Raw genomic sequence first — 24,056 nt, 5'->3', positions numbered from 1 at the left:
GCCCTCTCCGAAGGAGAGGGAACTTTTTAGATTAGTTTAAATCTTCTAATATCTTTTTAAGCACCAATTGTGCTGCATACGTTCTGTTATTAGCTTGTTCTATAACTAACGAACTATCTGTATCTAAAACCGCATCTTCAACAACTACATTTCTTCTAACAGGTAAGCAGTGCATGAATTTAGCATCTCCTATTTTGTCTTTGGTAATCATCCAATTTGGATCCGTGTTTATTACTTTCCCATAGTCTTCATAAGAACTCCAATTTTTGGTATATACAAAATCGGCATCCTTAAAGGCTTCCTTTTGATCGTGAAAAATTGGTGTATTTCCAGTAATTTCAGAGTTTAAATCATAGCCTTCAGGATTCGTAATCACGAATTCTACATCCATTTTTTGCATGACTTGTACAAAACTATTGGCTACTGCATGTGGCAACGCTTTTATATGTGGCGCCCAACTTAATACTACTTTTGGTTTTTTAACCTTAGCGTGTTCAGAAATAGTAATCGCATCAGTCAATCCTTGTAATGGATGCCCTGTAGCGCTCTCCATGTTTACAATAGGCACAGAAGCGAATTTTTTAAATGAATTTAAAACCTGTTCGCTCTCATCTTTTGCTTTATCAGTTAATGAAGGGAATGCTCTAACCGCAATAATATCACAATATTGAGATACCACTGCTGCAGCTTCTTTAATGTGCTCTGCGGTATTTCCATTCATAACCGTTCCGTCTCCAAACTCAATACCCCAAGCATCACCAGACACATTCATTACAATAGGATTCATTCCCAAATTTAATGCTGCCTTTTGTGTACTTAAACGCGTACGTAGACTTGAATTAAAAAACAACAACCCTAAGGTTTTATTTTTCCCTAATACAATATGTTCAAGCGGATTAGCTTTTAATTGTTTTGCTTCTTCAATCCAAGTATTGATGTTATCTATATCGTTTATGGATGTATAATGTTTCATGCTTAATTATTTTTTTACTAATCCAACAAGGTTTTTAAAACCTTACAGGTTATTTTATTTTAGTAAACGGTACTTTCTTTTCCATAGCATTGATTATAAAATCATCTTCTAATCCGTTTACAATCCATGTTTCTATATTTGCGCTTTTTGCCAAAGATGCCGCTTCAATCTTCGAAGCCATTCCGCCACTACCATGAGATGATTTGGAGCTAACAACTTGCAATCTTAACTCATCAAAATTTAACACATCCTCAATAGTCTTTGGCGTATCATCATCAATAGATGCTTTTGTATAAATACCATTGGTATTTGTTGCTATAACAAGCAAATCAACCCCTAATAAAGATGCTGTTAAAGCAGCTAATTTATCATTATCACCAAATTGAATCTCATCGGTAGCTACCGTATCATTTTCATTAATAATAGGGATGTAATTATTGTTTACCAACACCTTAATGGTATTCATGATATTGGTTCTACTTTCTTCCTTTTCAAAATCGGAATAAGACAATAAACACTGCGAGCTTAATAATCCATATTCTCGAAAAATCTCTTGATAAATTCTAATGAGGTGAGGTTGCCCAATTGATGCTAAAGCTTGTTTTACAAAAAGTTCTTTACGTTGACTTTCCAATTTCACAAACTGTTTTGCCACAGCAATAGCACCGGAACTCACAATAATAAACTCACAGGTATCTTGAAGTTTTGCTATTTGATTAGCAATATCCTCAATCTTACCTCTAGAAATATTGTCAGTTTCTTTAGTAAGTGTGTTAGACCCAATTTTTAATAATATGCGTTTTTTCTTCATTTATATAAAACTTCACTAGCTCTAATTAGTCTTTTGTTATTATAGACGAATACTGGCTTATTTCTTAAATGCCCATTACCTGCCTACCGGCAAGCAGGTGGACTTGCATGCTTATCGTATTTGTCCATTTCCATGAACATACCATTTATTAGTTACTAAATGCTGTAATCCTATGGGTCCACGTTGGTGTAATTTATCTGTACTAATGGCTAATTCGCCACCCAATCCTAATTGTCCACCATCCGTAAAACGAGTTGATGCATTATGATAGACCGCAGCTGTATCTACATTTTCCATGAACAACTTAGCTTCATCATCATTAGTTGTTATAATAACTGACGAATGGCCTCCAGAGTACTTATTTATCATAGCAATAGTATCTTGATTAGAAGGAATTTCTCCAATAAGAATCTTATAATCTAAAAACTCTTGATACCAAATATCATTTGATTTAAGAACTTCAACATCATTATTTCTTGAAATAGCGTCGTCCCCAAGAACTTCAATTTTTAATGTCTTTAGTTTTGAAATTAATGTTTTAACAAATTCATCTTTATTTGGAAGATTCTCATCAATTAAAACCTTGTCTACTGCATTACATGCTGATATTTTCGACTTTCCGTTCATAATCACATCTACTGCAATATCCAAATCGGCAGCTTCGTGCACATATACAAAGTTATTTCCGCGACCACTAATAATTACCGGACAGGTTGCATGTTGCTTAACAAAGGCAATTAAACGTTCGCCGCCTCTTGGAACAATTAAATCGACCTTTTGTGTTGGTTTTTCTAAAAATGCTTGCGTTTCTGTTCTGTTAAATTGCAGATATTCTACCCAATCTGTAGAAGCATCTTGTTCTTTCAAAGCTTGATGCCACAATTCAACAATTTTTAAGTTCGATTTTAGGGATTCTTTCCCGCCTTTCAGCAAGATTTTATTTCCCGATTTAAAAGCAATTCCAGCAGCTTCAACGGTTACATCAGGACGCGATTCGTAAATAATCATCACTGTTCCAAATGATGCTGTTTTGTTATAAACCTGCATGCCATTATCGTGCTTAAAACTAAAACGCTCCACACCAACTGGGTCGTCTTGTGATGCTAAATGTGTTACAGATGCAATCATCTCGTCCACTTTAGAATCGTCCACTTTTAAACGGTCGTACATGGAAATATCATCGCCATTATAAGCCTCTAAATCTGTTTTATTTATACTTATAATCGCTTCGCGTTCTTGTTCTAAAAGCGTAGCCATTTTAAGTAAAACATTGTTTCTTGTTTCTATGGATAATAATGTATTCATAATTTTAGTCTTCAGTTAGCAGTTTCTCAGTCTTCAGTTTAGCTCCCTTTCCTGAAATTCTTATGTATTTTTACTCCCGACAGCTATCGGGACGTCGAAATAACAAACTACTTTTTTATTCAACGCTTATTTCAACTTCGGCCAATGATTCAATTAAGGCTTCAAAAAACATATCTAAATGTTCCTTTCTAACGGTTAACGGCGGTAATATTCTCAATAATTTTTTATTGGATGCGCCACCCGTAAAAATATGATAATCGTAAATTAGTTTTTTTCTAAGGTCACCAACTTCAAAATCAAATTCTAAACCTATCATTAACCCCTTACCTTTAATATTTTTTATCTGTGGAATGGTTTCGGCAATCTTAGTAAAGTACTCAGACATTACATTAACGTTGTCCATCAACTGTTGATCTTCAATCACATTTAAAACCGATAATCCAGCGGCACATGCTAAATGGTTTCCACCAAAAGTAGTCCCCAACATACCAAACTTCGCTTCAATATCTGGATGAATTAAAATACCTCCAATCGGAAAACCATTACCCATGCCTTTTGCAATAGAAATAATATCTGGAGTAACATTATAATGTTGAAACGCAAAAAACTTGCCCGATCTCCCATAACCCGACTGTACTTCATCGGCAATAAACATCGTGTTATTAGCCTTGCAAAGCATATCTACTTGTTCGAAAAACTCCGCTGAGCCTTGGTCTAAACCACCAACACCTTGAATAAACTCCAGAATAACGGCACAAACATCGCCTTTTTCTAACTCTTTTTTAACGCCTTCAATATCATTTAAAGCTAAAATCGTTACTTTCTGTTGTGCGTTAATTGGTGCAATAATATTCTTGTTATCCGTTGCTGCTACTGCTGCCGAAGTTCTACCGTGAAATCCATTATTAAATGCCACAACGCGTGTTTTTTCTGTTTTAAAAGACGCTAATTTCAACGCGTTTTCATTTGCTTCAGCACCCGAATTACATAAAAACAATTCGTAATCTTTACAACCAGAAAGCTGTTCAATTTTATTTGCTAATTCTACCTGTAATGGATTTTGAATCGCATTCGAATAAAACCCTAACGACGCCACTTGATTTGTAATGGCTTCAACATATTTTGGATGTGCGTGCCCAATGGAAATTACAGCATGCCCACCATAAAGGTCTAAATATTCAGTTCCTTTATCATCATAAATATAAACGCCCTTCCCGGAAACTGGAGTAACATCGTACAGTGGATAAACATTAAATAATGGCATTTTAACTCTTTTTTAATTGGTTAATTTTTTCGAACGAAGCATTAATTCCTTTTATGAGCGATGAACTTAAACCCTGATGTTCCATTTCATTTAAACCTTCAATAGTGCAACCACTAGGAGTGGTTACGCGATCAATCTCTTCTTCAGGATGTCTACCAGATTCTTTTAACAAACTAGCCGCACCGTAACAGGTCTGCAATGCTAATTCATGTGCTTCATGTGCCTCGAAACCTAATTGAATAGCACCTTGTGTTGTAGCTCGAACCAAACGCATCCAAAAGGCAATACCACTGGCACAAATTACCGTTGCGGCTTGTATTTGCTCTTCAGGGATAACCATGGTAGTACCCAATTGATTAAAAATATTTTTTGCTAATTCTATTTTATCTTGTCCTTTATCATTTGCAGCTAAGCAAGTCATAGATTTACCAATTGAAATCGCTGTATTCGGCATCACACGAATTACATTCTTATCACTACCAACAATACTCTCAATCTTAGAAATTTCAAAACCAGCAGCCACCGACATAACAACATGATTATTTGTAATATGTGAAGAAACACTTTCCAAAACCGTATCAATATGTCTTGGTTGCAAAGCAAAAATCACAATATCCGATGACTCTACAGCTAAAACATTATCGCTAGTAATCGTTACATAATCTTCATCTTCAAAAGCTTTTACGGCCGACGTGTTTTTATCACTCAAATATAATGACGAAAACGACTTGTTACCAATAAGCCCTTTGGCAATTGAACTTCCTAAATTTCCTGTTCCTATAATGGCTATTTTCATAATTGTACTTTTTTCATTCCCTCGAAGGAGGGAATCTATTTTATTTTTTTTGGCGTTACCACAAGGGTCGGGCTTTCCGCTATATCTTTTTTTGCCATTTATGGCAGCAAAAAAAGGATGCCGCTGCAATCCCTAACGCGCCACTCTTGCTCTAAATCCTCCCCTAACCCCTCCAAAGGCGGGGAACTCATACTCAAACTAAGCTTCAGACCTTCAAGGTTTTTGAAACCTCTCAGGTCTCTGGACATAAACTTCCGCAATCCATTCCTCCCCTTCGGGGAGGCTAGGCGGGGCTTAGACTAGGTGGATTAAAAATATGTTCCTTTTAATTGTACCCCAGTTGTTTCTTCCAATCCAAACATTAAATTCATGTTTTGAACCGCTTGACCTGATGCTCCTTTTAAAAGATTATCTATAATGCTTGTAATAAGCAATTTACCATTATGTTTATGTAAATGCACTAAACATTTATTAGTATTCACAACCTGTTTCATATGTAAAAAATCATCTGACACAAAAGTAAATTCAGCATCCTTATAAAACGTTTTGTAAATAGCTTTTGCTTCTTCTAATGAACCTTCAAAATCAGTATAAATGGTTGCAAAAATACCTCTTGAAAAATTCCCTCTATTTGGCATAAAAACAATTTCTGACGAAAAATTGTTTTGCAATTGATTTACCGATTGATTTATTTCTCCTAAATGCTGATGCGTAAATGGCTTATAGTACGAAAAGTTGTTATCTCTCCAAGTATAATGTGTCGTTGCCGACAATGATGTTCCTGCACCTGTAGCTCCAGTAACCGCATTTATATGCACATCGTTCTTCAACAAACCTTTATCTGCTAAAGGCAATAACCCTAACTGAATAGCTGTTGCAAAACACCCTGGATTTGCAATATACTTTGCTACCTTTATGTCTTCTCTTTGCAATTCTGGCAAACCATAAACAAATGTTTTTCCATTAAAAACTTTATCAGCTTCTAATCTAAAATCGTTTCCTAAATCGATAATTTTTGTGTTTTCAGAAAAGGTATTAGCAGATAAAAACTTAACTGAATTCCCATGTCCTAAACATAAAAACAAGACATCAATATTTGGGTTAACGGTATCTGTAAATTCTAAATCTAAAGTTCCTACTAAATCTTGGTGCACTTTGCTAATCTTGTTTCCAGCGTTACTTGTACTAAACACAAAATCAATCTCAGTTTCCAGATGATTAATTAATAATCTAATTAATTCACCTGCCGTATAACCAGCACCTCCTATAATTCCTGCTTTAATTTTTTTCATTTTGACACTTCTTTTTTTAGACCTACAAGGTTTTTATAACCTCGTAGGTCGCAATACAACTATTTGGAGTTTACCTGTTGATATATTTTGTTTTGATTTCCTAGAATTTTGATAAACCCTTTAGCATCATCAGCAGTCCATGCTTTATTTTCTTCACCATAACTTCCAAACTTAGCGCTCATTAAATCATGTTTTGAAACAATACCATCCAATGAAAAATGATATGGCTTTAAAGTTACGGTTACATCTCCTGTTACCATCTCTTGACTACTTTGTAAAAAGGCCTCGATATTACGCATTACAGGATCTAAATACTGCCCTTCATGCAAATGCATACCATAGAAACTAGACAAATATTCTTTGTGCTGTAATTGCCATTTTGTGAGTGTATGCTTTTCCAATAAATGATGTGCTTTAATGGTAATTAATGCTGCTGCCGCTTCAAAACCAACACGTCCTTTGATCCCAACAATGGTATCACCAACATGAATATCTCTGCCTATAGCATAAGGCGAAGCTAAATTATTTAAAACCTCAATATTAATTTCAGGGTCGTTTTCTATACCATTTACAGCAACCAATTCACCTTTTAAAAAAGTTAATTTTACTTTTTCGTCTTCAGCATGTTTTAATTGCGATGGGTAGGCTTCATCTGGTAATGGCTTTTCCGATTCTAAAGTTTCTATACCTCCAACGCTTGTTCCCCATAGCCCTTTGTTGATTGAGTATTTTGACTTCTCCCAAGACATATCAATACCGTTTTCTTTTAGGTAATCAATCTCTTCTTGTCTTGTTAATTTTCCATCTCTAATTGGCGTAATAATTTTAATGTTTGGTGCCAATGTTTGAAAAATCATATCGAAACGCACTTGGTCGTTTCCTGCCCCGGTACTACCATGAGCAATATATTCTGCATCGATACTTTTTGCGTATTCAACAATTTCAATGGCTTGAATAATTCGTTCAGCACTTACAGAAAGAGGATAGGTATTGTTTTTCAACACATTTCCAAATATTAAATACTTCACTACTTTTTGGTAAAACGTAGCAACGGCATCAATATTTTTATAGGTTGAAACACCCATTTTATAGGCGTTACTTTCAATATGGCTAATTTCTTCTTTCGTAAAACCACCTGTATTCACGCTTACCGCATGTACATCATACTCCTTTGACAAACTCACTGCGCAATATGAAGTATCTAAACCACCACTATACGCTATTACTAATTTTTTCATTGAGAACTGTTTTTTCATTTCCGCAAAGGCGGAAATCTATTTATTGTTTTTATATTTTTTTAGAAACATAGTTTCCTTAATATGCTTTAACCTCTTAAAAACCTTTTCCTTTATTCTTATTTTAGCTTCTGACTCTATCACTTTCGAATCGTACAACATGCCCGTACATAAGCACATTTTACGATTGGTACGTGTTAAAACATCATAGTTTTTACAGGTCTGACAACCATCCCAAAATGTAGGATCGTCTGTTAATTCCGAAAACGGTACAGGTTTATAACCTAAATCGGTATTCATTTTCATAACCGCAAAACCTGTTGTAATACTAAACACTTTGGCATCTGGAAATTTATTTCTAGAATGCTCAAAAACTTTATGCTTAATTTTTTTAGCAAGTCCTTTACCTCTATAATCCGGATGAACTATTAAACCTGAATTGGCAACATATTTACCGTGACCCCACTTTTCTATATAGCAAAACCCTGCAAATTTATCGCCATCAAAAGCAATAACAGCATTTCCATTTTCCATTTTAGTGGCAATATACTCAGGAGTTCGCTTAGCGATGCCCGTGCCTCTAACTTGAGCAGACGCCTCAATGGTTTCGCAAATGGCTTCAGCGAATTTTACATGTGATGTATCGGCTATGACAACCTTCATTTTTTAATCTGTATTGAATATCAAATTGTTTCTATAATTCTTTCTTAATGCTGAACTGGACTCACCTAATTCAATAAATTACGACATACCCTTACGGGCGACGAGCAAAAATACGGCGCATAGCGTAAATATTAATTAAAAGACTTACTAAATTTTGATATGTTATGGATAAAAAATGATACAATGTGAAAAAAAATTAAAATTACGTATTGGTTTTTGCCTAAATCTGAGATTAGAAACGGCGGCGGCGATTGCGCACGGGAAAACCGGGTATAGTACAACGTATTTTATTTTTTAATGTATTCATAGCGTAAAACTAAAGTTTTATTTCATAGTAACTATAAAAACTATTTGCTTTTTTATAAAAATTACAGATATCTCTATTTTTTCAGCATTTTGTTTTAAAAAAATCAGTTTTGCATACGTTTTTTAAAAAGTTAAAAACAATTTTTAACAACTATTACTGACCCAACAAGATACAAAACCACCAACTATGGTATTTAACAAATCAAGAATGATTATATTTAGGATGCACTTAAGAAATTTTATTTCTTGTAATTAAAGTTTCTCACAGAAACCTTATTAGCTGAGGGGAAATCCTCCGAAATTTCTGTCTGGTTTACCTCTCCTGTTGCGGCCCATTCAACACCTCGTTTTAAAAGCGTAATAAAACCAACACATTCAAATGATGTTGTATCATGACCAAGTGTGGTATGAAAAACTCTGCCTTTACCATAATCTATTGTCATAACCATAGGCTCTTTTTGTTTTAGACTAGGATCTTTTAACGTAGAAACTGCCGTCGCTAAGATAGTAACATTTTCAGCCGGCCCTCTTAAATACGTATAACATTCATCTACTGTATGCATCCAGTGCAAAGGCATCCCCTTAGTTATTGGATGCTCTTGATTATAGGTTGTAATGAGAAACTCTTCTCGCTTAGCATGATCACCTCCTATCCCAGGCCTGTAATCCTTTTTAACTTGATTATTTTCATCAATATATAAATACGGACCAGATTTCTCATTTCTATCCCATCCTCCAATACCAATAGCTTTATTATAGGCTGGCCATTCAGGAAAACAATTATCTGCTGCATGAACGCTAACAAAACCCCCTCCACTTTTTAAATATTTCTCAAAATTAACTTTCGTTTCATTAGGCCAGGGAGCAGCTTTCCATCCAAAGTTAGATACAACAACGTCATATTTGAAAAAATCAGGTTTAAAATTTGGATCTGTTTTTGGCTTGCCTTCAATACCTTCAGGAGTATTGGCATACCCTAGCCAATCTTTAAATAGTTCACTTTGGTAAAGGAATTGAGTTCTAGCAATATCTACTTGAAATATGCCTGTTTCCTCTAAATATTGTTTCATCATTATGGTTGACTTAGGCCAAACCTTATGATTATTTTGCCCATCAATAATTAACACTTTCATTTTTTCATTTTTTGTTTTGCCGCAAGCAGAACTTACTAAAAAACAAAGACATACAGCTAAGAAACCAATATGTTTAACCTTATTCAATACATTCATTTAAAAACCTTTTTATAGTCCTAATATTTTATTTAACTGAGCTTTATCTGTCGCTCCACCTGCAAAATCATCAAATCTACGAGCTGCAGCTTCTATAATATGTTTTTGAATAAAGGGCGCTCCTTCTCGTGCTCCTTGTTCTGATGATTTTATACAACACTCCCATTCCATCACTGCCCAAACATCGCAATCAAATTTAGTTAATTTTGAAAAAATACCTTTAAAATCTACCTGTCCGTCACCTAGAGAACGGAAGCGTCCTGCGCGATCTTTCCAATCAGAATAACCGCCATACACCCCTTGCTTACCTGTTGGATTAAACTCTGCATCCTTCACATGGAACGCCTTAATACGCTCGTGGTAGTAATCTATAAAAGTTAAATAATCTAATTGCTGCAACACAAAATGACTAGGATCATAAAGGATATTAGCACGTGTATGATTATTTGTAGCTTCTAAAAAACGTTCGAATGTAACACCATCATGCAAATCTTCACCTGGATGTAATTCATAACAAATATCAACACCATGTTCATCAAAATGATTTAAAATAGGTAACCATCGATTTGCTAATTCTTCAAAACCTAATTCCACCAAACCATTTGGTCGTTGTGGCCAAGGATAAACCGTGTGCCATAATAATGCTCCTGAAAATGAGGCGTGCGACTTCAACCCCAATCGACCACTAGCTGTGCCAGATTTTTTAACAAAATCTATAGCCCAATCTGTTCTTGCTTTTGGATTGCCTCTTACTTGCTCTGGCGCAAACCCATCAAACATGGTATCGTATGCTGGATTTACCGCTACCAATTGCCCTTGTAAATGCGTTGACAATTCAGTAATTTCTAATCCATAAGAATTTACTTTTCCTTTTAGCTCATCACAATAGGTTTGACTCTCTGCAGCTTTTTCAACATCAATTAAATTAGATTCCCATGTTGGTATCTGAATGCCTTTATAGCCTAAATCGGCTGCCCATTTACACATACCGTCTAAATTATTAAATGGTGCTTCACTTCCCGCAAATTGCGCTAAAAATACTGCTGGTCCTTTTATTGTTTTCATATTTCTGTATTATTTTTTTGGCGTTCCCACAAGGGTCGGGCTTTCCGTTACAAGTCCTCACACCTCCTGCGTCGGGCTGTGGGCTTTCCTCTGCAATCCCTAACGCATTATCCGCCAACAATTATTTTTAAAACTCCTTCATTTTGGTCCAACTAGCATTATTCTTATCACTTTCTACAGCGGCGTAAATAAATTTCATACCACGAACACCATCTTTGGCAGTTGGATAATCTGGTTTTTCTATTATTTTTTCTTCTAAAGTTGCCATAACATGCGTTGCGAAATTTTTATAAATGGTTGCAAAAGCTTCTAAATACCCTTCTGGATGCCCTGCTGGGATACGTGAAACGCTTAAGGCTTCATCATATAAATCATTCCCATTTGGTGTAAAAACCTTCACAGGCTGTTCAAGCCAATGTGTAATTAATTGATTTGGATTTTCTTGATGCCATTCCAAACTTCCTTTTTCTCCATAGACTTTTATAGCTAAATTATTTTCTTCACCTAAAGCTATTTGAGAAATAGACATCGTGCCTTTAGCCCCATTTTCCATGCGGAGTAATAAATTACCATCATCATCAAGAATTCTACCTTCACCAAACCGCCCTAAATCAGCAGCTAATTCATTAATTCTTAAACCCGTGATATACTCTACTAAATTTTCAGCATGTGTTCCAATATCACCTAAAGCCCCTCCAATTCCAGACCTCTTAGGATCTACTCTCCACGAGGCTTGTTTCTGCCCTGTCTTTTCAACAGCAGTCGATAACCAACCTTGTAAATATTGAACTTGTATTTTTCTAATGGTACCTAAATCGCCATTAGCTACCATAGCTTTAGCTTGTTTCACTAAAGGATGTCCCGTATAATTATGGGTTAAAGCAAAAAGTTTTCCGCTTTTGGCAACTATTTTTTCTAATTCAACAGCTTCATCTAAAGTAAGTGTCATTGGTTTATCGCAAACCACATGAAATCCACTTTCTAACGCTAGTTTTGCAGGTGAAAAATGCATATGATTAGGTGTTACGATTGCCACAAAATCCATTCGTTCACTTTCAGGACGTTCTTTTTCTTTCGAAATCATGTCTTCAAAACTCCCGTAACATCTTTCTTCTGGAAGATATAATGCTTTTCCTGATGTCATTGATTTTTCGGCACTACTACTAAAAGCGCCGCATACCAATTCTATCATACCATCAATAGAAGCTGCTTTTCTATGTACATCGCCAATGAAAGAACCAGTTCCTCCACCAATCATTCCCATTCTTAATTTTCTAGACATATTTTAATTATGCTTGTTCTGTTTTATTTCTTTTTTTCATGTATATATTAAGTCCAATAAAAGCAACAATGAGTATTGCCGGAAGAACAGACATAGTCCTTAAAGCTTCAGCAGCATTAGCATCATCCATTAATTTACCCATAATTGGTAATACCAATGATACCGAGAACATGCCAGCACCTCCCATAATAGACAAGCCTAAAGCACCCGTTTCTGGAAGATATTCCGCAACAAAACCTAACATGGTTGGCCAAAAGAATGTAACTCCAATTGCAAAAACTGCGGCTGCAACAAAAGTCATTCCACCACTAGTTACTGTGAGCAACCATAATCCAATAAAAGTGAATATTGCCGAATACAATAACATGCCTGCTGGTTTGAGTTTATGAACTACAGGTCCAGCAAATAGTCGTCCTAATGCCATTATGCCGTTTATAAATGCCAAAACCAAGAGCGGCACAGCAACCGATTCTTTTAAAAGTGATTCAATCCGTTGTGTAGTTCCTAATTCTGAAGCAGCTGTTAAAAACATACAGAACATCATAAATAGAAATAATGGTTTACCAATACTTGAGAACATTTTTTTATTACTAATCCCCATCTGAACACGCTCTGTTACTGGAAAATTTTGACCATAAAATAAACCGCCATAAATAATTAATGGGATAAACAAAGTGGCTACCATAATTTGCCAACTTAACCCTAAAACATCCATTACTAGCCACCCTACAAGCGAGCCAATTACAATACCTCCAGGAAACCAAACATGAAACCTATTAAGCATTTTTGTTTTTTCGTTGGTGTACATGGATGCAATCATAGGATTCAATGCAGCTTCAACCATACCGTTTCCTATACCAACAAATAAAGTTGCAAGAAAAAGGGAACTCATAGAGTCGGCCATTATCGTCCATACAATACCAATGGCATGCGTTACAAAGGCTATCCAAGTAATTTTTTTAATCCCTAGAAAATCCACTAAGGGCCCTCCAAAAATCATGGCCAATGTAAACCCAAAAAAAGCTGGCGTGAAAGCATAACCAATTTGCTCTAAGGTTAAACCAACACCTTCTGGACCGAAAACGGTTTCCAAACGCGCACGAATTGCAAAGGTCATTGCTGTGGTAATAAGCGCTAAACAACTAGCAAGAAAGAGTCTGTTTTTGTTTATGTTTTCCATAATAAATATTTAGTTTGGTTTAATCAATTATTATTTGACCTCTTTAGATGCTTTTTCAAGTAATTTTTTAGTAGCAATAATTCCATCTTTTTCACTCAAATTACTTCCTTCGTATTCAATTCCTATATAACCAGAATAACCAGCGTTTTTTACTACTTGTAAAATCTTAGTGTAATCAATTTTAGGCTGATTTCCATTTTCATCAAAATCATAAGACTTTGCACTTACCGCTTTAGCATATGGCATTAACTCTTTAACTCCTTTGTATATATCATATGCGTTTTCACAATTTTCACTATTTATTGACTGAGATCCTTTTAGACAAAAATTACCAAAATCAGGTAAAGTTCCGCAATTTGACATATTCACTTTTTGAATAACGGTGGCCAACCAATCCCCATTAGAAGTATATCCTCCATGGTTTTCTACCAAGATATTAATACCTTTAGTTTTTGCATATTCGGATAACTTTGCCAAACCTATAACAGCATTTGCCATAACCTCCACATCTGTACCTTGACCATGAGCATTTACTCTAATAGAATGACAACCTAAAACCTTCGCTGCATCAACCCATTTTTTATGGTTTTCAATAGCCTCATGCAATTTGTTTTCATCAGTATTGGCTAAATCTCCCTCACCATCTACCATGATGAGTAAGTTCTTCACTCCATACTTCTTACTTTCCTCATTCAGTCTATATATAACAGCATCCAGCCCTAACCGGCTCACTTCTTTTTTATAAAGTTGACTAACATATTCAATCGCATGAATATCCAATGCACTTGCTTCTTTGGCAAAATCGAATGGATTCATCCCATCTTCCAAGATAGCCTTATGCAATGACCACTGCGCTAAAGACATTTTAAAAAACATTGGAGAATCCTCAGCATTTTTATTTAATGATGATTTTTTGTTTTCTGCATTCTTACAAGCAATCAAGGAGAGCAAAACTAAAACTGTTACAAATTTTTTTGTTATTGAAATAAAATCTTGTTGGTTCATACTAGTTGATTGGTAAATTAGTTAATATGTGAAAATATATAAATAAAACATATGTGTTGTTTATTTTTATTCAGTGAAAGAATTTAAACAAACCAAATATTATACTTCAGGGTAAGCACTTATATTTTCACGAATCTGAAATCTCGTTCTAAATTCGTTTGGCGAACATTTTTCATGTTTTTTAAATACTGTTGAAAAATATTGACTCGTTGCAAAACCACATGAATAAGCCACTTCTGTAATGCTTAAATTTAAATTTTTCTGAAGCATACTTTTTGACAGCTCTAAGCGCCTCATAGCCAAGTAACGCATTGGCGTTAAATTAGTTAATCGTTTACAATGATGAGTGAATCGAGTTATTCCAACCCCTGCCGATTCAGCCATAAGCTCAATTGTCCAGTTTTCAGAAAGATTCTTTTCTAATTCATTTAAAAAATATTTCACACTTCTTGAACTATCTGTTAATGACTCATTTAAAATAATATCGTCGGTATTCATTAAATCCAATAGCAGAATCAGCAAATAATTAACTAACAATCTTATTCTTGAAGCATTACTCCCTTTTTTATCTGTATTAATTGCTTTATTAATACGAAGAAAACAATCCCTAACACGCTGATCGGTTTTCCAAACAGACTTTTCATTTTGTCTTAAAATAGTTGTAAGCCTTGTTAAATCTTTTGGTGTTAATGTAATCCAATCAGGCCAAACCCATTCCTGATGAGGCCTTCGAACTCCTAAATCTATAATCACCCAATAGAATTTCCCCATACCAATATGCGGATCCCCTACCTTATGCGCCTCCCAAGGACGCGTAATTGTTAAATGGTTTGGCATTAACATGACCTCTTTATTTTCCTGCGCATAAGGCATAGAGCCTGATTCTAAAAAATGAAATTCTATACCTTCGTTCCTATGCCAATCCAAACCCCAATCTTGCGGCTCGTTAGCGTCCCAATAACCAATACTATTAAGCCCTAATGTATTTTCGTCTAACCTATCCCCAGGATACGTATGTCGCGCAAGTGCTTTAAATTTTAATTTTTTCCTCTTATAAGCATCAATTAAAGGCAAACATGTATCGGCATGATACACAACACCGTCGGCTTCATAGGGTTGAATTTTTTGTGTGTTTATTTTCACTGAAATAATTTAAACATGAATACCACGCAAATTAGTTAATTTTCGAATAATTAAGAATTAAATTATTAATTTCTCTGTTTTAAGGATAGAGATTGTAGGTTAATCAAATTTATCGCCATTTTTACTTTACTATTTATTAAATATTAAGCATGATTAAAGAAGAAATTACCGAGTACCCAACAGTTTACGATGCTATTGTTATAGGCACTGGGATAAGTGGTGGATGGGCAGCTAAAGAACTGTGTGAAAATGGATTAAAAACCTTAGTTCTTGACAGAGGGCGCTTAGTAAAACACATCGAAGACTACCCAACAATGCATTTAGATCCTTGGGATTTGAAGCATAGAGGCACAAAAAATCCAGAAGATGTTGAAAACCAAAAAAAACAGAATAAGTCCTATATATTAGGCCCATATAGCAAGCACTGGTTTGTAAATGATTTAAAGCATCCTTACAATGAAGTAAAACCTTTTGATTGGATTAGAGGCTACCATGTAGGCGGACGATCACTCATGTGGGCAAGACAATCCTATCGATTGAGCGACATGGATTTTGAAGCCAATAAAAAAGATGGACATGGTATTGATTGGCCAATTCGCTATAAGGATATCGCACCTTGGTACGATAGAGTAGAAGAATTTATAGGTGTTTCTGGTCAAAATTTAGGACTTCCGCATTTACCAGATGGAAAATTATCTGAACCTATGGATTTGAATTGCGTAGAACTGGAGCTGCAAAAGAAATTAAAGGAGAACTTCGATGACCGTTTATTAACTATTGGCAGAACAGCCCATAAAACAGGAAACACCATGCATGAGGGGCGCTCTAATTGCCAATTTAGAAACAGATGTGTAAGAGGCTGTCCATTTGGCGGGTATTTTAGCAGCAATTCATCCACATTACCAGCAGCCGAACGCACAGGAAATATGCATCTTAGACACAACTCCATTGCTTACGAAATAGTCTATGACGAGAAAAAAGGTCTCGCTTCAGGAGTAAATGTTATTGATGCGGAAACCAGAGAAAAAATATTCTTTAAAGCATCTATCATTTTTGGTTGTGCCTCAACCATAGGAACTGCAAGTATTTTAATGCAATCTAAATCTGAGCGATTTCCAAACGGATTAGGAAATGATAGTGGCGAATTAGGACATAACATCATGGATCACACTTCAAAATCTGGCGCTTCTGCAGAAGTAGAAGGTTTTGAAAACCTTTATTATAAAGGAAGACGACCCAATGGCTTTTATATTCCTCGTTTTAGAAATTTAAACACAAAAACGAAGCATAAAGATTTTTTACGCGGCTATGGCTATCAAGGTAGTGCAAGTAGAACCAATTGGAAACGAAATATAGGCGAACTTAATTATGGTAAAGACCTAAAAGATGAACTAATGAAACCTGGACATTGGAGAATAGGAATGGGTGGATTTGGAGAATGCTTACCTTATCATGATAATAAAATTACTTTAAACTATGACAAATTAGACGAATGGGGATTACCAACTGTAGACTTTAACGTTACGTTTAGAGAAAATGAATTAAAAATGAAAGAAGACATGGAAAGGCAAGCTATTGCTATGCTTAAAGCAGCTGGGTTTAAAAATGTTGTAGGCTTTAATGCTAAAAGCACACCCGGTATTGCCATACACGAAATGGGTGCTGCAAGAATGGGGCATAGCCCTAAAACATCTGTATTAAATAAGCACAACCAAATACACACAGTGCCTAATGTTTATGTTACCGATGGTTCTTGCATGACTTCATCTGCTTGCCAGAATCCGTCATTAACCTATATGGCTTTAACAGCTAGAGCAGCGAACCATGCGGCGGCTGAATTTAAAAAGAATAAAAACGCTTAAGATTATGAACAGAAGAAGCGCTTTAAAGAATTTAAGTATGAGTTTGGGCTATACTGTTGCAGCGCCAACTATTTTTAATATGTTGTATTCTTGTACTGCGGAAACCAATACATGGTCTCCTTTATTTTTATCTTCAGATGAAAAATATATCGTAACACATTTAGCAGATATTATTATACCTGTTTCTGACACACCTGGTGCCTTAGATGTTAATGTCCCTCAATTTTTAGATATAATGTATCATGATATAGAAATAAAAATGAATCAAGATATATTTAAACTAGGCGCTTCAGTATTTGCTAAGAAATTTAAATCTCAGTTTAATTCTGAAGTAATAAAAGGCAAAAAAGAACAATTTGAAACACTACTTGCCTTTTATTTTAAGATTTCTGACGATGCTACAGAAGCTATTTTAGCAGAACAAAAACTTCCAATTGAAAAAATTACAGCTTTACAAATGGATAACTATGTATTATATCAGTTTTTATTATCTGTAAAAAGATATACATTATTTGGATATTTTACTTCGGAAAAAGTTGGTGAAGAGGTATTAAACTATGACCCAGTTCCTGGTACTCAAATTGGTTGTATTCCTATTGAAGACCTTCCTAACGGAAGAGTTTGGTCATTATAAAAATAATTATATGAGATTTTTTAACAAACTTGCCCTTATTGCAATTACGATAACCTTATTATATTCTTGTAAAAATAAATCTGAAAATTCAGAAAATAACACAAAAGAAAAATGGGTAAAATTATTTAATGGAAAGGACTTAGATGATTGGATAGTAAAAATAAAAGGTCACCCTGTTGGAGATAATTACAAAAACACATTTATAGTTGAAGATGGCGTTATGAAAGTAAGTTATCATGAATATGATGACGTTTTCAACAACTCATTCGGTCATATTTATTATAAAAACTCATTTTCGAATTATAAATTTAGAATGGACTATAGGTTTACTGGTAAGCAACTTTCGGATGGTGCTGGTTGGGCTAATCGCAACAGCGGTATTATGATTCATTGTGAAGACCCAAAAAACATAGGCTTAGACCAAAAATTTCCAGTTTCCATAGAAGTGCAATTATTAGGAGGAAACGGTACCGATGAGCGAGCAACAGCAAATTTATGCACCCCAGGAACACATGTAGAAATGGATGGAGAACTTAAAACAGACCATTGTATAACTTCATCTTCTAAAACCTTTCATGGAGAACAATGGGTAAATATTGAGATTGAAGTTAGAAATGATTCTATTATAAAACACTTTATAAATGGAGAAGAAGTATTGCGTTATACAAAACCCCATTTTGGAGGTAAAGTAGATTACAATCAAGATTTATGGAAGTCTAAAGAAGACCTTCCATTGAAGAGCGGATTCATTTCATTACAAAGTGAAAGTCACCCCGTGGAATTTAAAAACATCGAAATTCTAGAACTGTAATTTACTCAACTATAAACTTTCCTTTCATTATAGCATAATGCCCTGGGAAGCTACACAAAAATTGGTAAGTTCCAGCTATAGGAGCATCGAACTCAATAACAGCAGTTTCACCACCTCCGATTAGCTTTGTATGTGCAATAACATCCTCAGAACCTTCAGGAATATACTCGTTAGCACTTGCTGTAGCAGCCTTATTTCCAAAAGCAGTTAGACTCACACCTTGTTTGAGTAAAACGAAATTATGCCCCATCACATTTTTATCCATTTTACCAATGTGTTTCAATGTGATTTTTACTTTCTCTCCAGCTTTAACTTTAATTTCTTTTTTGTTGAATTGCATGGCGTCATTACCTGTAATTACAACGTCATTAGGATTACTTTCTACTTTTTCTGAAACCTCGGATTTCTTTTCATAACTAAATCCTTCTTTTTTCTTTTCTTCCTTTCCTCCGCAGCTAAAAATCGTTATTGAAAACATGGCTGCTACTATAATTTTAAGAATCTTCATATCTACTCTTTTTTTTGTAAAATAATCAATATTGACTACAAAATATAATCTGTACTGATGAAATTTGAGGTTTTCTTTTCTAATAATTCTTCCAATATGGCATTATTATAGGTATTATCTTTTGAAGCTACAAAAGTTCTAATTGAAAAAGAACGTAAAGCATCATGAACGCTTAATGTACCAAATGCAGAATCCTTTCTTCCTGTAAATGGATAAACATCTGGACCACGTTGGCAAGAACTATTTAAATTAACACGACAAACCAAATTAACCAGTGTATCTATTAACGGCGATAAGGTGTGAATGTTTTGACCAAACAAACTTACCTGTTGCCCATAATTCGATTCTGCCATGTCATCCAATGGCTCTTCGATATCTGAAAAAGACACCACTGGCACGACGGGTCCAAATTGTTCTTCTCTAAAAACGCGCATATCCTTAGTTACTGGATACAAAACTGCTGGGAATATAAAATTTTCAGAAGTTTCACCTCCCTTTTTATTTAAAATACTTGCTCCTTTTTCTTTAGCATCATCAATCAATTCTTGAATATATGCTGGCTTATCTTCTTCTGGAAGGGGTGTTAATTTAGCACCTTCTTCCCAAGGGTTTCCAAATTTAAGTTGATCTACTTTGAAAGCAAATCGTCTGTTAAATTCTTCAACTACAGATTCATGAACATACAATACTTTTAATGCTGTACAACGTTGCCCGTTAAAAGACAAGGTTCCTGCAATACATTCATCAACCGCCGAATCCAAATCGGCATCTGGTAATACTATAGCTGGATTTTTAGCCTCTAAGCCTAAAACCATTCTAAGTCTATTTCCCTTGGGATGTTGAGATTGTAAAGCATTAGCAGATTTACTATTACCAATTAAAGCCAACACGTCAATTTTTCCAGATTGCATAATTGGGGTTGCTAAAACACGCCCACGACCGTAAACAATATTTACTACACCTTCTGGAAAACTGCTTTGAAAGGCTTCCAACAAAGGAGATATTAATAAAACGCCAAGTTTTGCTGGTTTGAAAATCACTGGATTCCCCATGATTAACGCTGGAATCAACAAGGTAAACGTTTCATTTAATGGGTAATTATAAGGACCTAAACATAAAACCACTCCTAAAGGTCCGCGACGAATGTGTGCATAAACTCCAGCGTTTTTTTCGAATTTTGCCGAGTCTCTATCTATTTGCTTGTAAGCTTCAATGGTATCGTAAATGTAATCGACGGTTCTATCAAATTCTTTCTCAGAATCTAGGAGATTTTTTCCTATTTCCCACATGAGTAGTTTTACAACTTCCTCACGCTTCGTTTTCATCTGCTCAACAAACGTTTCCATACAAGCAATTCTATCGCCAACTTTCATTGTTGACCATAGTCCTTTACCTTTATCATAAGCTAAAATTGCTGAATCAAGAACTTCTATAGCTTCCTTTTCGCCAAGTTGAGGAATCGTCCCTAAAAGTGTTTGCTTATAGTTTGAAGTTGATGAAATAGTTGAATACACTTCAGCAATATCTCCTTCCCAATTTTTAAGCTCGCCATTTACGAGATATGTTTTTTGGTGTAAAAGAGATTCAATTTTATAAGCTTCTGGAATTTCTGTAAAAGGCTGTTTCATAGTTCTGAGTTAATGTTAAGTCTAAAATCTTAAATTTCTTTATTCTATTTTGATTAAACTAACATTACCAAATTAACTGAAAATAACTGGGAATTACTCACTGAAATTCAAATAAGTAATAGTTTCATAACGCAAACGATTTCGGAATTTTTCTCTTTTGAAGAAATAAAAAAGAAGAAATTTACACCAAAAACTGAAATAGATCTGGTTTATCATTTAGGTAATCACCATAAAAATTTTGAGCTTTCATTTTAGTGATTAAGGGTTCTAAATCTGAGGCAGATTTCAATTGAACACCTACTACAGCCGAACCATTTTCTCGATTTGTTTTTTTTGCATATTGAAAGTACGTAATATCATCATTCTTACCCAAAATATCCACTACAAATTCTTTTAAAGCTCCAGCACGTTGCGGAAATTTTATAATAAAATAATGTTTTAAATTGGCATATAACAAAGCACGCTCTTTTATCTCAGATGTTCTTGTAATATCATTATTACTTCCGCTAACCACACAAACTACGTTTTTTCCTTTAATAGCTTCAGCATAAAAATCCAATGCTGAAATACTCAATGCGCCGGCAGGTTCTACTACAATAGCATCTCTGTTATACAGATCCAAAATGGTTTGACAAACTTTCCCTTCTGGAACAGTAATCATCGCATCAAGATTCTGCTTGCATATTGGAAAAGTTAAATCGCCAACACGTTTAACTGCAGCGCCATCAACAAACTTTTCAATTTGATCTAATGTTGTGTTCTTATCGTTTTTTATGGAGACGGTCATGGATGGTGCGCCTTCTGGTTCAACACCAATAATTTTTGTATTTGGAGACAATGCTTTAAAGACCGTTGACAAACCCGCAGCTAAACCGCCGCCACCTACGGCTATAAACACATAATCAATAGGTTCTGTTGCTTGCTCTAAAATCTCTAAAGCAATAGTTGCTTGCCCTTCAATAACTTTTTCATCATTAAAAGGATGGATGAATGTTTTACCTAAAGACTTACATTCCAACATGGCGGCATGATATGAATCATCAAACGTATCACCAACTAGCCTAATTTCTATAAAATCTTCTCCAAACATTTTAACCTGCTCCACCTTTTGGTTTGGGGTTGGAGCTGGCATATAAATAGTACCTTTAATCTCTAATAATTTACAAGATAAAGCAACGCCCTGCGCATGATTTCCAGCACTGGCACAGACCACACCATTTTTAGATTGCGTAGAAGTTAATGAACTTATTTTATTATAAGCACCTCTTATTTTATAGGAACGCACCTGTTGTAAATCTTCACGTTTTAAAAGGATATTTGCATCAAATTGTTTTGAATACCTTAAACTTTGGCTTAAAGGTGTTACTAACGAAACCTTTTTGATTGTTTCAGCCGCCGCTTTTACGTTTTCTAAACTAGGAAAATATGTTTGTTTTTCCTTATTCATTCTGTTTGATTTATTTATGAACTCATTTAAACTTCAATGCAAGTTACAATTTACGGCAAAAAAAACCTGTCAAAATGATAACATCTGACAGGTTTTCTGAATATATAGTTTAGTTTAGTTGTGTTCTTACTACTATACTATTGGCTTCATAGCCGTCATAGATGATCTTAAAAATTCACCTACTTTTTCAACGGGATGATTTCTTAATGCTGCATTAACTTCTATCAATTTAGCATTATCAACACCTTCTCCATTATCTTTAGCAAAAGGCTTTCCAATAACATCTGTTTTGATATTTTTCATAAAATCTGCTAATAAAGGCTTACAAGCATGATCGAATAAATAACATCCGTACTCAGCTGTATCAGAAATCACACTATTCATTTCGTATAATTTACGTCTTGCAATCGTGTTTGCAATAAGTGGGGTTTCATGTAAAGATTCGTAATATGCAGAAGCATCAATTATTCCAGAATCTGTCATAGCTTCAAAAGCTAATTCGACTCCTGCTCTTACCATAGCTACCATTAAAACACCATTATCGTAGTATTCTTGTTCTGAAATTTCAACATCACCAGCTGGTGTTTTTTCAAAATTAGTTTCAGCAGTTGCAGCTCTCCATGTTAATAAATTCTTATCGTCGTTAGCCCAATCTGCCATCATTCCAGCAGAAAAATGACCTTCAATAATATCATCCATATGCTTTTGAAATAACGGACGCATAATATCTTTTAATTCTTCTGATAATTCAAAAGCTTTAATTTTTGCTGGGTTAGATAATCTATCCATCATGTTGGTAACACCACCATATTTAAGACCTTCTGTTACAGTTTCCCAACCATATTGAATTAATTTTGAAGCATAACCCGCATCGATTCCTTCTTCAACCATTTTATCAAAACAAAGGATAGAACCTGTTTGCAACAACCCACAAAGAATGGTTTGCTCTCCCATTAAATCCGATTTTACCTCGGCGATAAAAGATGACGCCAAAACACCCGCTCTATCTCCACCAGTTGCAACCGCATAAGCTTTAGCTTGTGCCCAACCTTTTCCTTCTGGATCATTCTCTTCATGCACAGCAATTAATGTTGGCACACCAAAACCACGCTTATATTCTTCACGAACCTCAGTTCCTGGACACTTTGGTGCTACCATAATTACAGTAAGATCTTCACGTACTTGCGTACCTTCTTCAACAATGTTAAAACCATGAGAATATGACAAGGTTGCTCCTTTTTTCATTAAAGGCATTACCGCTTTCACCACACTTGTATGTTGCTTATCTGGTGTTAAATTTAATACTAAATCTGCTGTTGGAATTAACTCTTGGTAAGTACCAACTGTAAATCCGTTTTCTGATGCGTTTATAAAAGATTGACGTTTTTCAGCAATAGCAGCATCACGTAACGCATAAGAGATATCTAATCCAGAATCTCTCATGTTTAATCCTTGGTTTAATCCTTGAGCACCGCATCCTACGATAACTATTTTCTTTCCTTTTAAAGCATTTACTCCGTCCGCAAACTCAGAAGCGTCCATAAATCTACACTTCGATAATTGATTTAATTTATCTCTTAAAGAGAGTGTGTTAAAATAATTTCCCATTTTAATGTA

At 34.9% G+C, this 24,056-nt stretch carries 21 protein-coding genes; 3 read left to right on the top strand and 18 right to left on the bottom strand.

Annotated features, from left to right (window positions below; translation table 11 throughout):
* Positions 1-31 precede the first annotated feature (31 nt).
* The 14 genes from ABD935_RS10390 to ABD935_RS10325 all read right to left on the bottom strand — a co-directional run bounded on the left by ABD935_RS10390 (position 32) and on the right by ABD935_RS10325 (position 15,549).
* Complete coding sequence (locus ABD935_RS10390) at positions 32-973, bottom strand: N-acetylornithine carbamoyltransferase (protein WP_345191959.1); 942 nt, start codon at positions 971-973, stop codon at positions 32-34.
* Positions 974-1,022: 49 nt separating this feature from the next.
* Positions 1,023-1,784: a glutamate 5-kinase gene (gene proB / locus ABD935_RS10385; RefSeq protein WP_345191957.1), complete on the bottom strand. Its 762-nt coding sequence runs from the start codon at positions 1,782-1,784 to the stop codon at positions 1,023-1,025.
* A 111-nt stretch (positions 1,785-1,895) separates the two neighbouring features.
* Positions 1,896-3,089 (bottom strand): glutamate-5-semialdehyde dehydrogenase, encoded by a 1,194-nt coding sequence (locus tag ABD935_RS10380; protein WP_345191955.1) that lies wholly within the window; start codon positions 3,087-3,089, stop codon positions 1,896-1,898.
* A 115-nt stretch (positions 3,090-3,204) separates the two neighbouring features.
* The gene (locus ABD935_RS10375) at positions 3,205-4,353 is read right to left on the bottom strand and encodes an aspartate aminotransferase family protein (RefSeq protein WP_345191954.1); all 1,149 of its coding nucleotides are present in this window, start codon (positions 4,351-4,353) and stop codon (positions 3,205-3,207) included.
* Between the two features lies 1 nt (position 4,354).
* Complete coding sequence (gene proC / locus ABD935_RS10370; RefSeq protein ID WP_345191953.1) at positions 4,355-5,149, bottom strand: pyrroline-5-carboxylate reductase; 795 nt, start codon at positions 5,147-5,149, stop codon at positions 4,355-4,357.
* A 308-nt stretch (positions 5,150-5,457) separates the two neighbouring features.
* Positions 5,458-6,441, bottom strand: a complete 984-nt coding sequence (argC, locus tag ABD935_RS10365; protein ID WP_345191952.1) for an N-acetyl-gamma-glutamyl-phosphate reductase — start codon at positions 6,439-6,441, stop codon at positions 5,458-5,460.
* A gap of 59 nt (positions 6,442-6,500) precedes the next feature.
* Complete coding sequence (locus ABD935_RS10360) at positions 6,501-7,679, bottom strand: argininosuccinate synthase (RefSeq protein WP_345191951.1); 1,179 nt, start codon at positions 7,677-7,679, stop codon at positions 6,501-6,503.
* A gap of 36 nt (positions 7,680-7,715) precedes the next feature.
* Positions 7,716-8,339 carry a GNAT family N-acetyltransferase gene (locus tag ABD935_RS10355; protein WP_345191949.1) on the bottom strand — a complete coding sequence of 208 codons (624 nt, stop codon included), beginning with the start codon at positions 8,337-8,339 and terminating at the stop codon, positions 7,716-7,718.
* A gap of 545 nt (positions 8,340-8,884) precedes the next feature.
* Positions 8,885-9,778, bottom strand: coding sequence for a ThuA domain-containing protein (locus tag ABD935_RS10350; protein WP_345191948.1), 894 nt, complete (start codon positions 9,776-9,778; stop codon positions 8,885-8,887).
* Between the two features lie 108 nt (positions 9,779-9,886).
* The gene (locus ABD935_RS10345) at positions 9,887-10,939 is read right to left on the bottom strand and encodes a sugar phosphate isomerase/epimerase family protein (protein ID WP_345191947.1); all 1,053 of its coding nucleotides are present in this window, start codon (positions 10,937-10,939) and stop codon (positions 9,887-9,889) included.
* 127 nt (positions 10,940-11,066) lie between these two features.
* Positions 11,067-12,221, bottom strand: coding sequence for a Gfo/Idh/MocA family protein (locus tag ABD935_RS10340; protein WP_345191946.1), 1,155 nt, complete (start codon positions 12,219-12,221; stop codon positions 11,067-11,069).
* 7 nt (positions 12,222-12,228) lie between these two features.
* Positions 12,229-13,401: an MFS transporter gene (locus ABD935_RS10335; RefSeq protein WP_345191945.1), complete on the bottom strand. Its 1,173-nt coding sequence runs from the start codon at positions 13,399-13,401 to the stop codon at positions 12,229-12,231.
* 30 nt (positions 13,402-13,431) lie between these two features.
* A complete protein-coding gene (locus ABD935_RS10330) occupies positions 13,432-14,406 on the bottom strand; it encodes a sugar phosphate isomerase/epimerase family protein (protein ID WP_345191944.1) in 975 nt (324 codons plus the stop codon).
* A 99-nt stretch (positions 14,407-14,505) separates the two neighbouring features.
* The gene (locus ABD935_RS10325; RefSeq protein ID WP_345191943.1) at positions 14,506-15,549 is read right to left on the bottom strand and encodes a helix-turn-helix transcriptional regulator; all 1,044 of its coding nucleotides are present in this window, start codon (positions 15,547-15,549) and stop codon (positions 14,506-14,508) included.
* 149 nt (positions 15,550-15,698) lie between these two features.
* Here ABD935_RS10325 and ABD935_RS10320 point away from each other — a divergent pair, with 149 nt between their 5' ends.
* From ABD935_RS10320 to ABD935_RS10310, 3 genes are read left to right on the top strand one after another with little or no spacing between them, the layout of a single operon-like run.
* Positions 15,699-17,411, top strand: coding sequence for a GMC oxidoreductase (locus tag ABD935_RS10320; RefSeq protein ID WP_345191941.1), 1,713 nt, complete (start codon positions 15,699-15,701; stop codon positions 17,409-17,411).
* Between the two features lie 4 nt (positions 17,412-17,415).
* Entirely contained in the window at positions 17,416-18,045 is a 630-nt protein-coding gene (locus ABD935_RS10315; RefSeq protein ID WP_345191940.1) for a gluconate 2-dehydrogenase subunit 3 family protein, read from the top strand.
* Between the two features lie 10 nt (positions 18,046-18,055).
* Positions 18,056-18,856, top strand: a complete 801-nt coding sequence (locus ABD935_RS10310; RefSeq protein WP_345191938.1) for a 3-keto-disaccharide hydrolase — start codon at positions 18,056-18,058, stop codon at positions 18,854-18,856.
* Position 18,857: 1 nt separating this feature from the next.
* On the opposite strand, the gene azu is transcribed toward ABD935_RS10310, so the two are convergent.
* The 4 genes from azu to ilvC all read right to left on the bottom strand — a co-directional run bounded on the left by azu (position 18,858) and on the right by ilvC (position 24,047).
* Positions 18,858-19,364, bottom strand: coding sequence for an azurin (gene azu / locus ABD935_RS10305; RefSeq protein ID WP_345191937.1), 507 nt, complete (start codon positions 19,362-19,364; stop codon positions 18,858-18,860).
* A 35-nt stretch (positions 19,365-19,399) separates the two neighbouring features.
* Entirely contained in the window at positions 19,400-20,992 is a 1,593-nt protein-coding gene (locus tag ABD935_RS10300) for an NADP-dependent glyceraldehyde-3-phosphate dehydrogenase (protein ID WP_345191936.1), read from the bottom strand.
* Positions 20,993-21,173: 181 nt separating this feature from the next.
* The gene (gene ilvA, locus ABD935_RS10295) at positions 21,174-22,439 is read right to left on the bottom strand and encodes a threonine ammonia-lyase IlvA (RefSeq protein WP_345191935.1); all 1,266 of its coding nucleotides are present in this window, start codon (positions 22,437-22,439) and stop codon (positions 21,174-21,176) included.
* A 132-nt stretch (positions 22,440-22,571) separates the two neighbouring features.
* Positions 22,572-24,047, bottom strand: a complete 1,476-nt coding sequence (gene ilvC, locus ABD935_RS10290) for a ketol-acid reductoisomerase (protein WP_345191933.1) — start codon at positions 24,045-24,047, stop codon at positions 22,572-22,574.
* Positions 24,048-24,056: the final 9 nt, after the last annotated feature.

This window comes from Algibacter agarivorans, assembly GCF_039543245.1.
Lineage (GTDB): Bacteria > Bacteroidota > Bacteroidia > Flavobacteriales > Flavobacteriaceae > Algibacter_G > Algibacter_G agarivorans.
The sequence above is the reverse complement of the archived record's forward strand: the minus strand, read 5'-3'. Positions and strand labels throughout refer to the sequence as shown.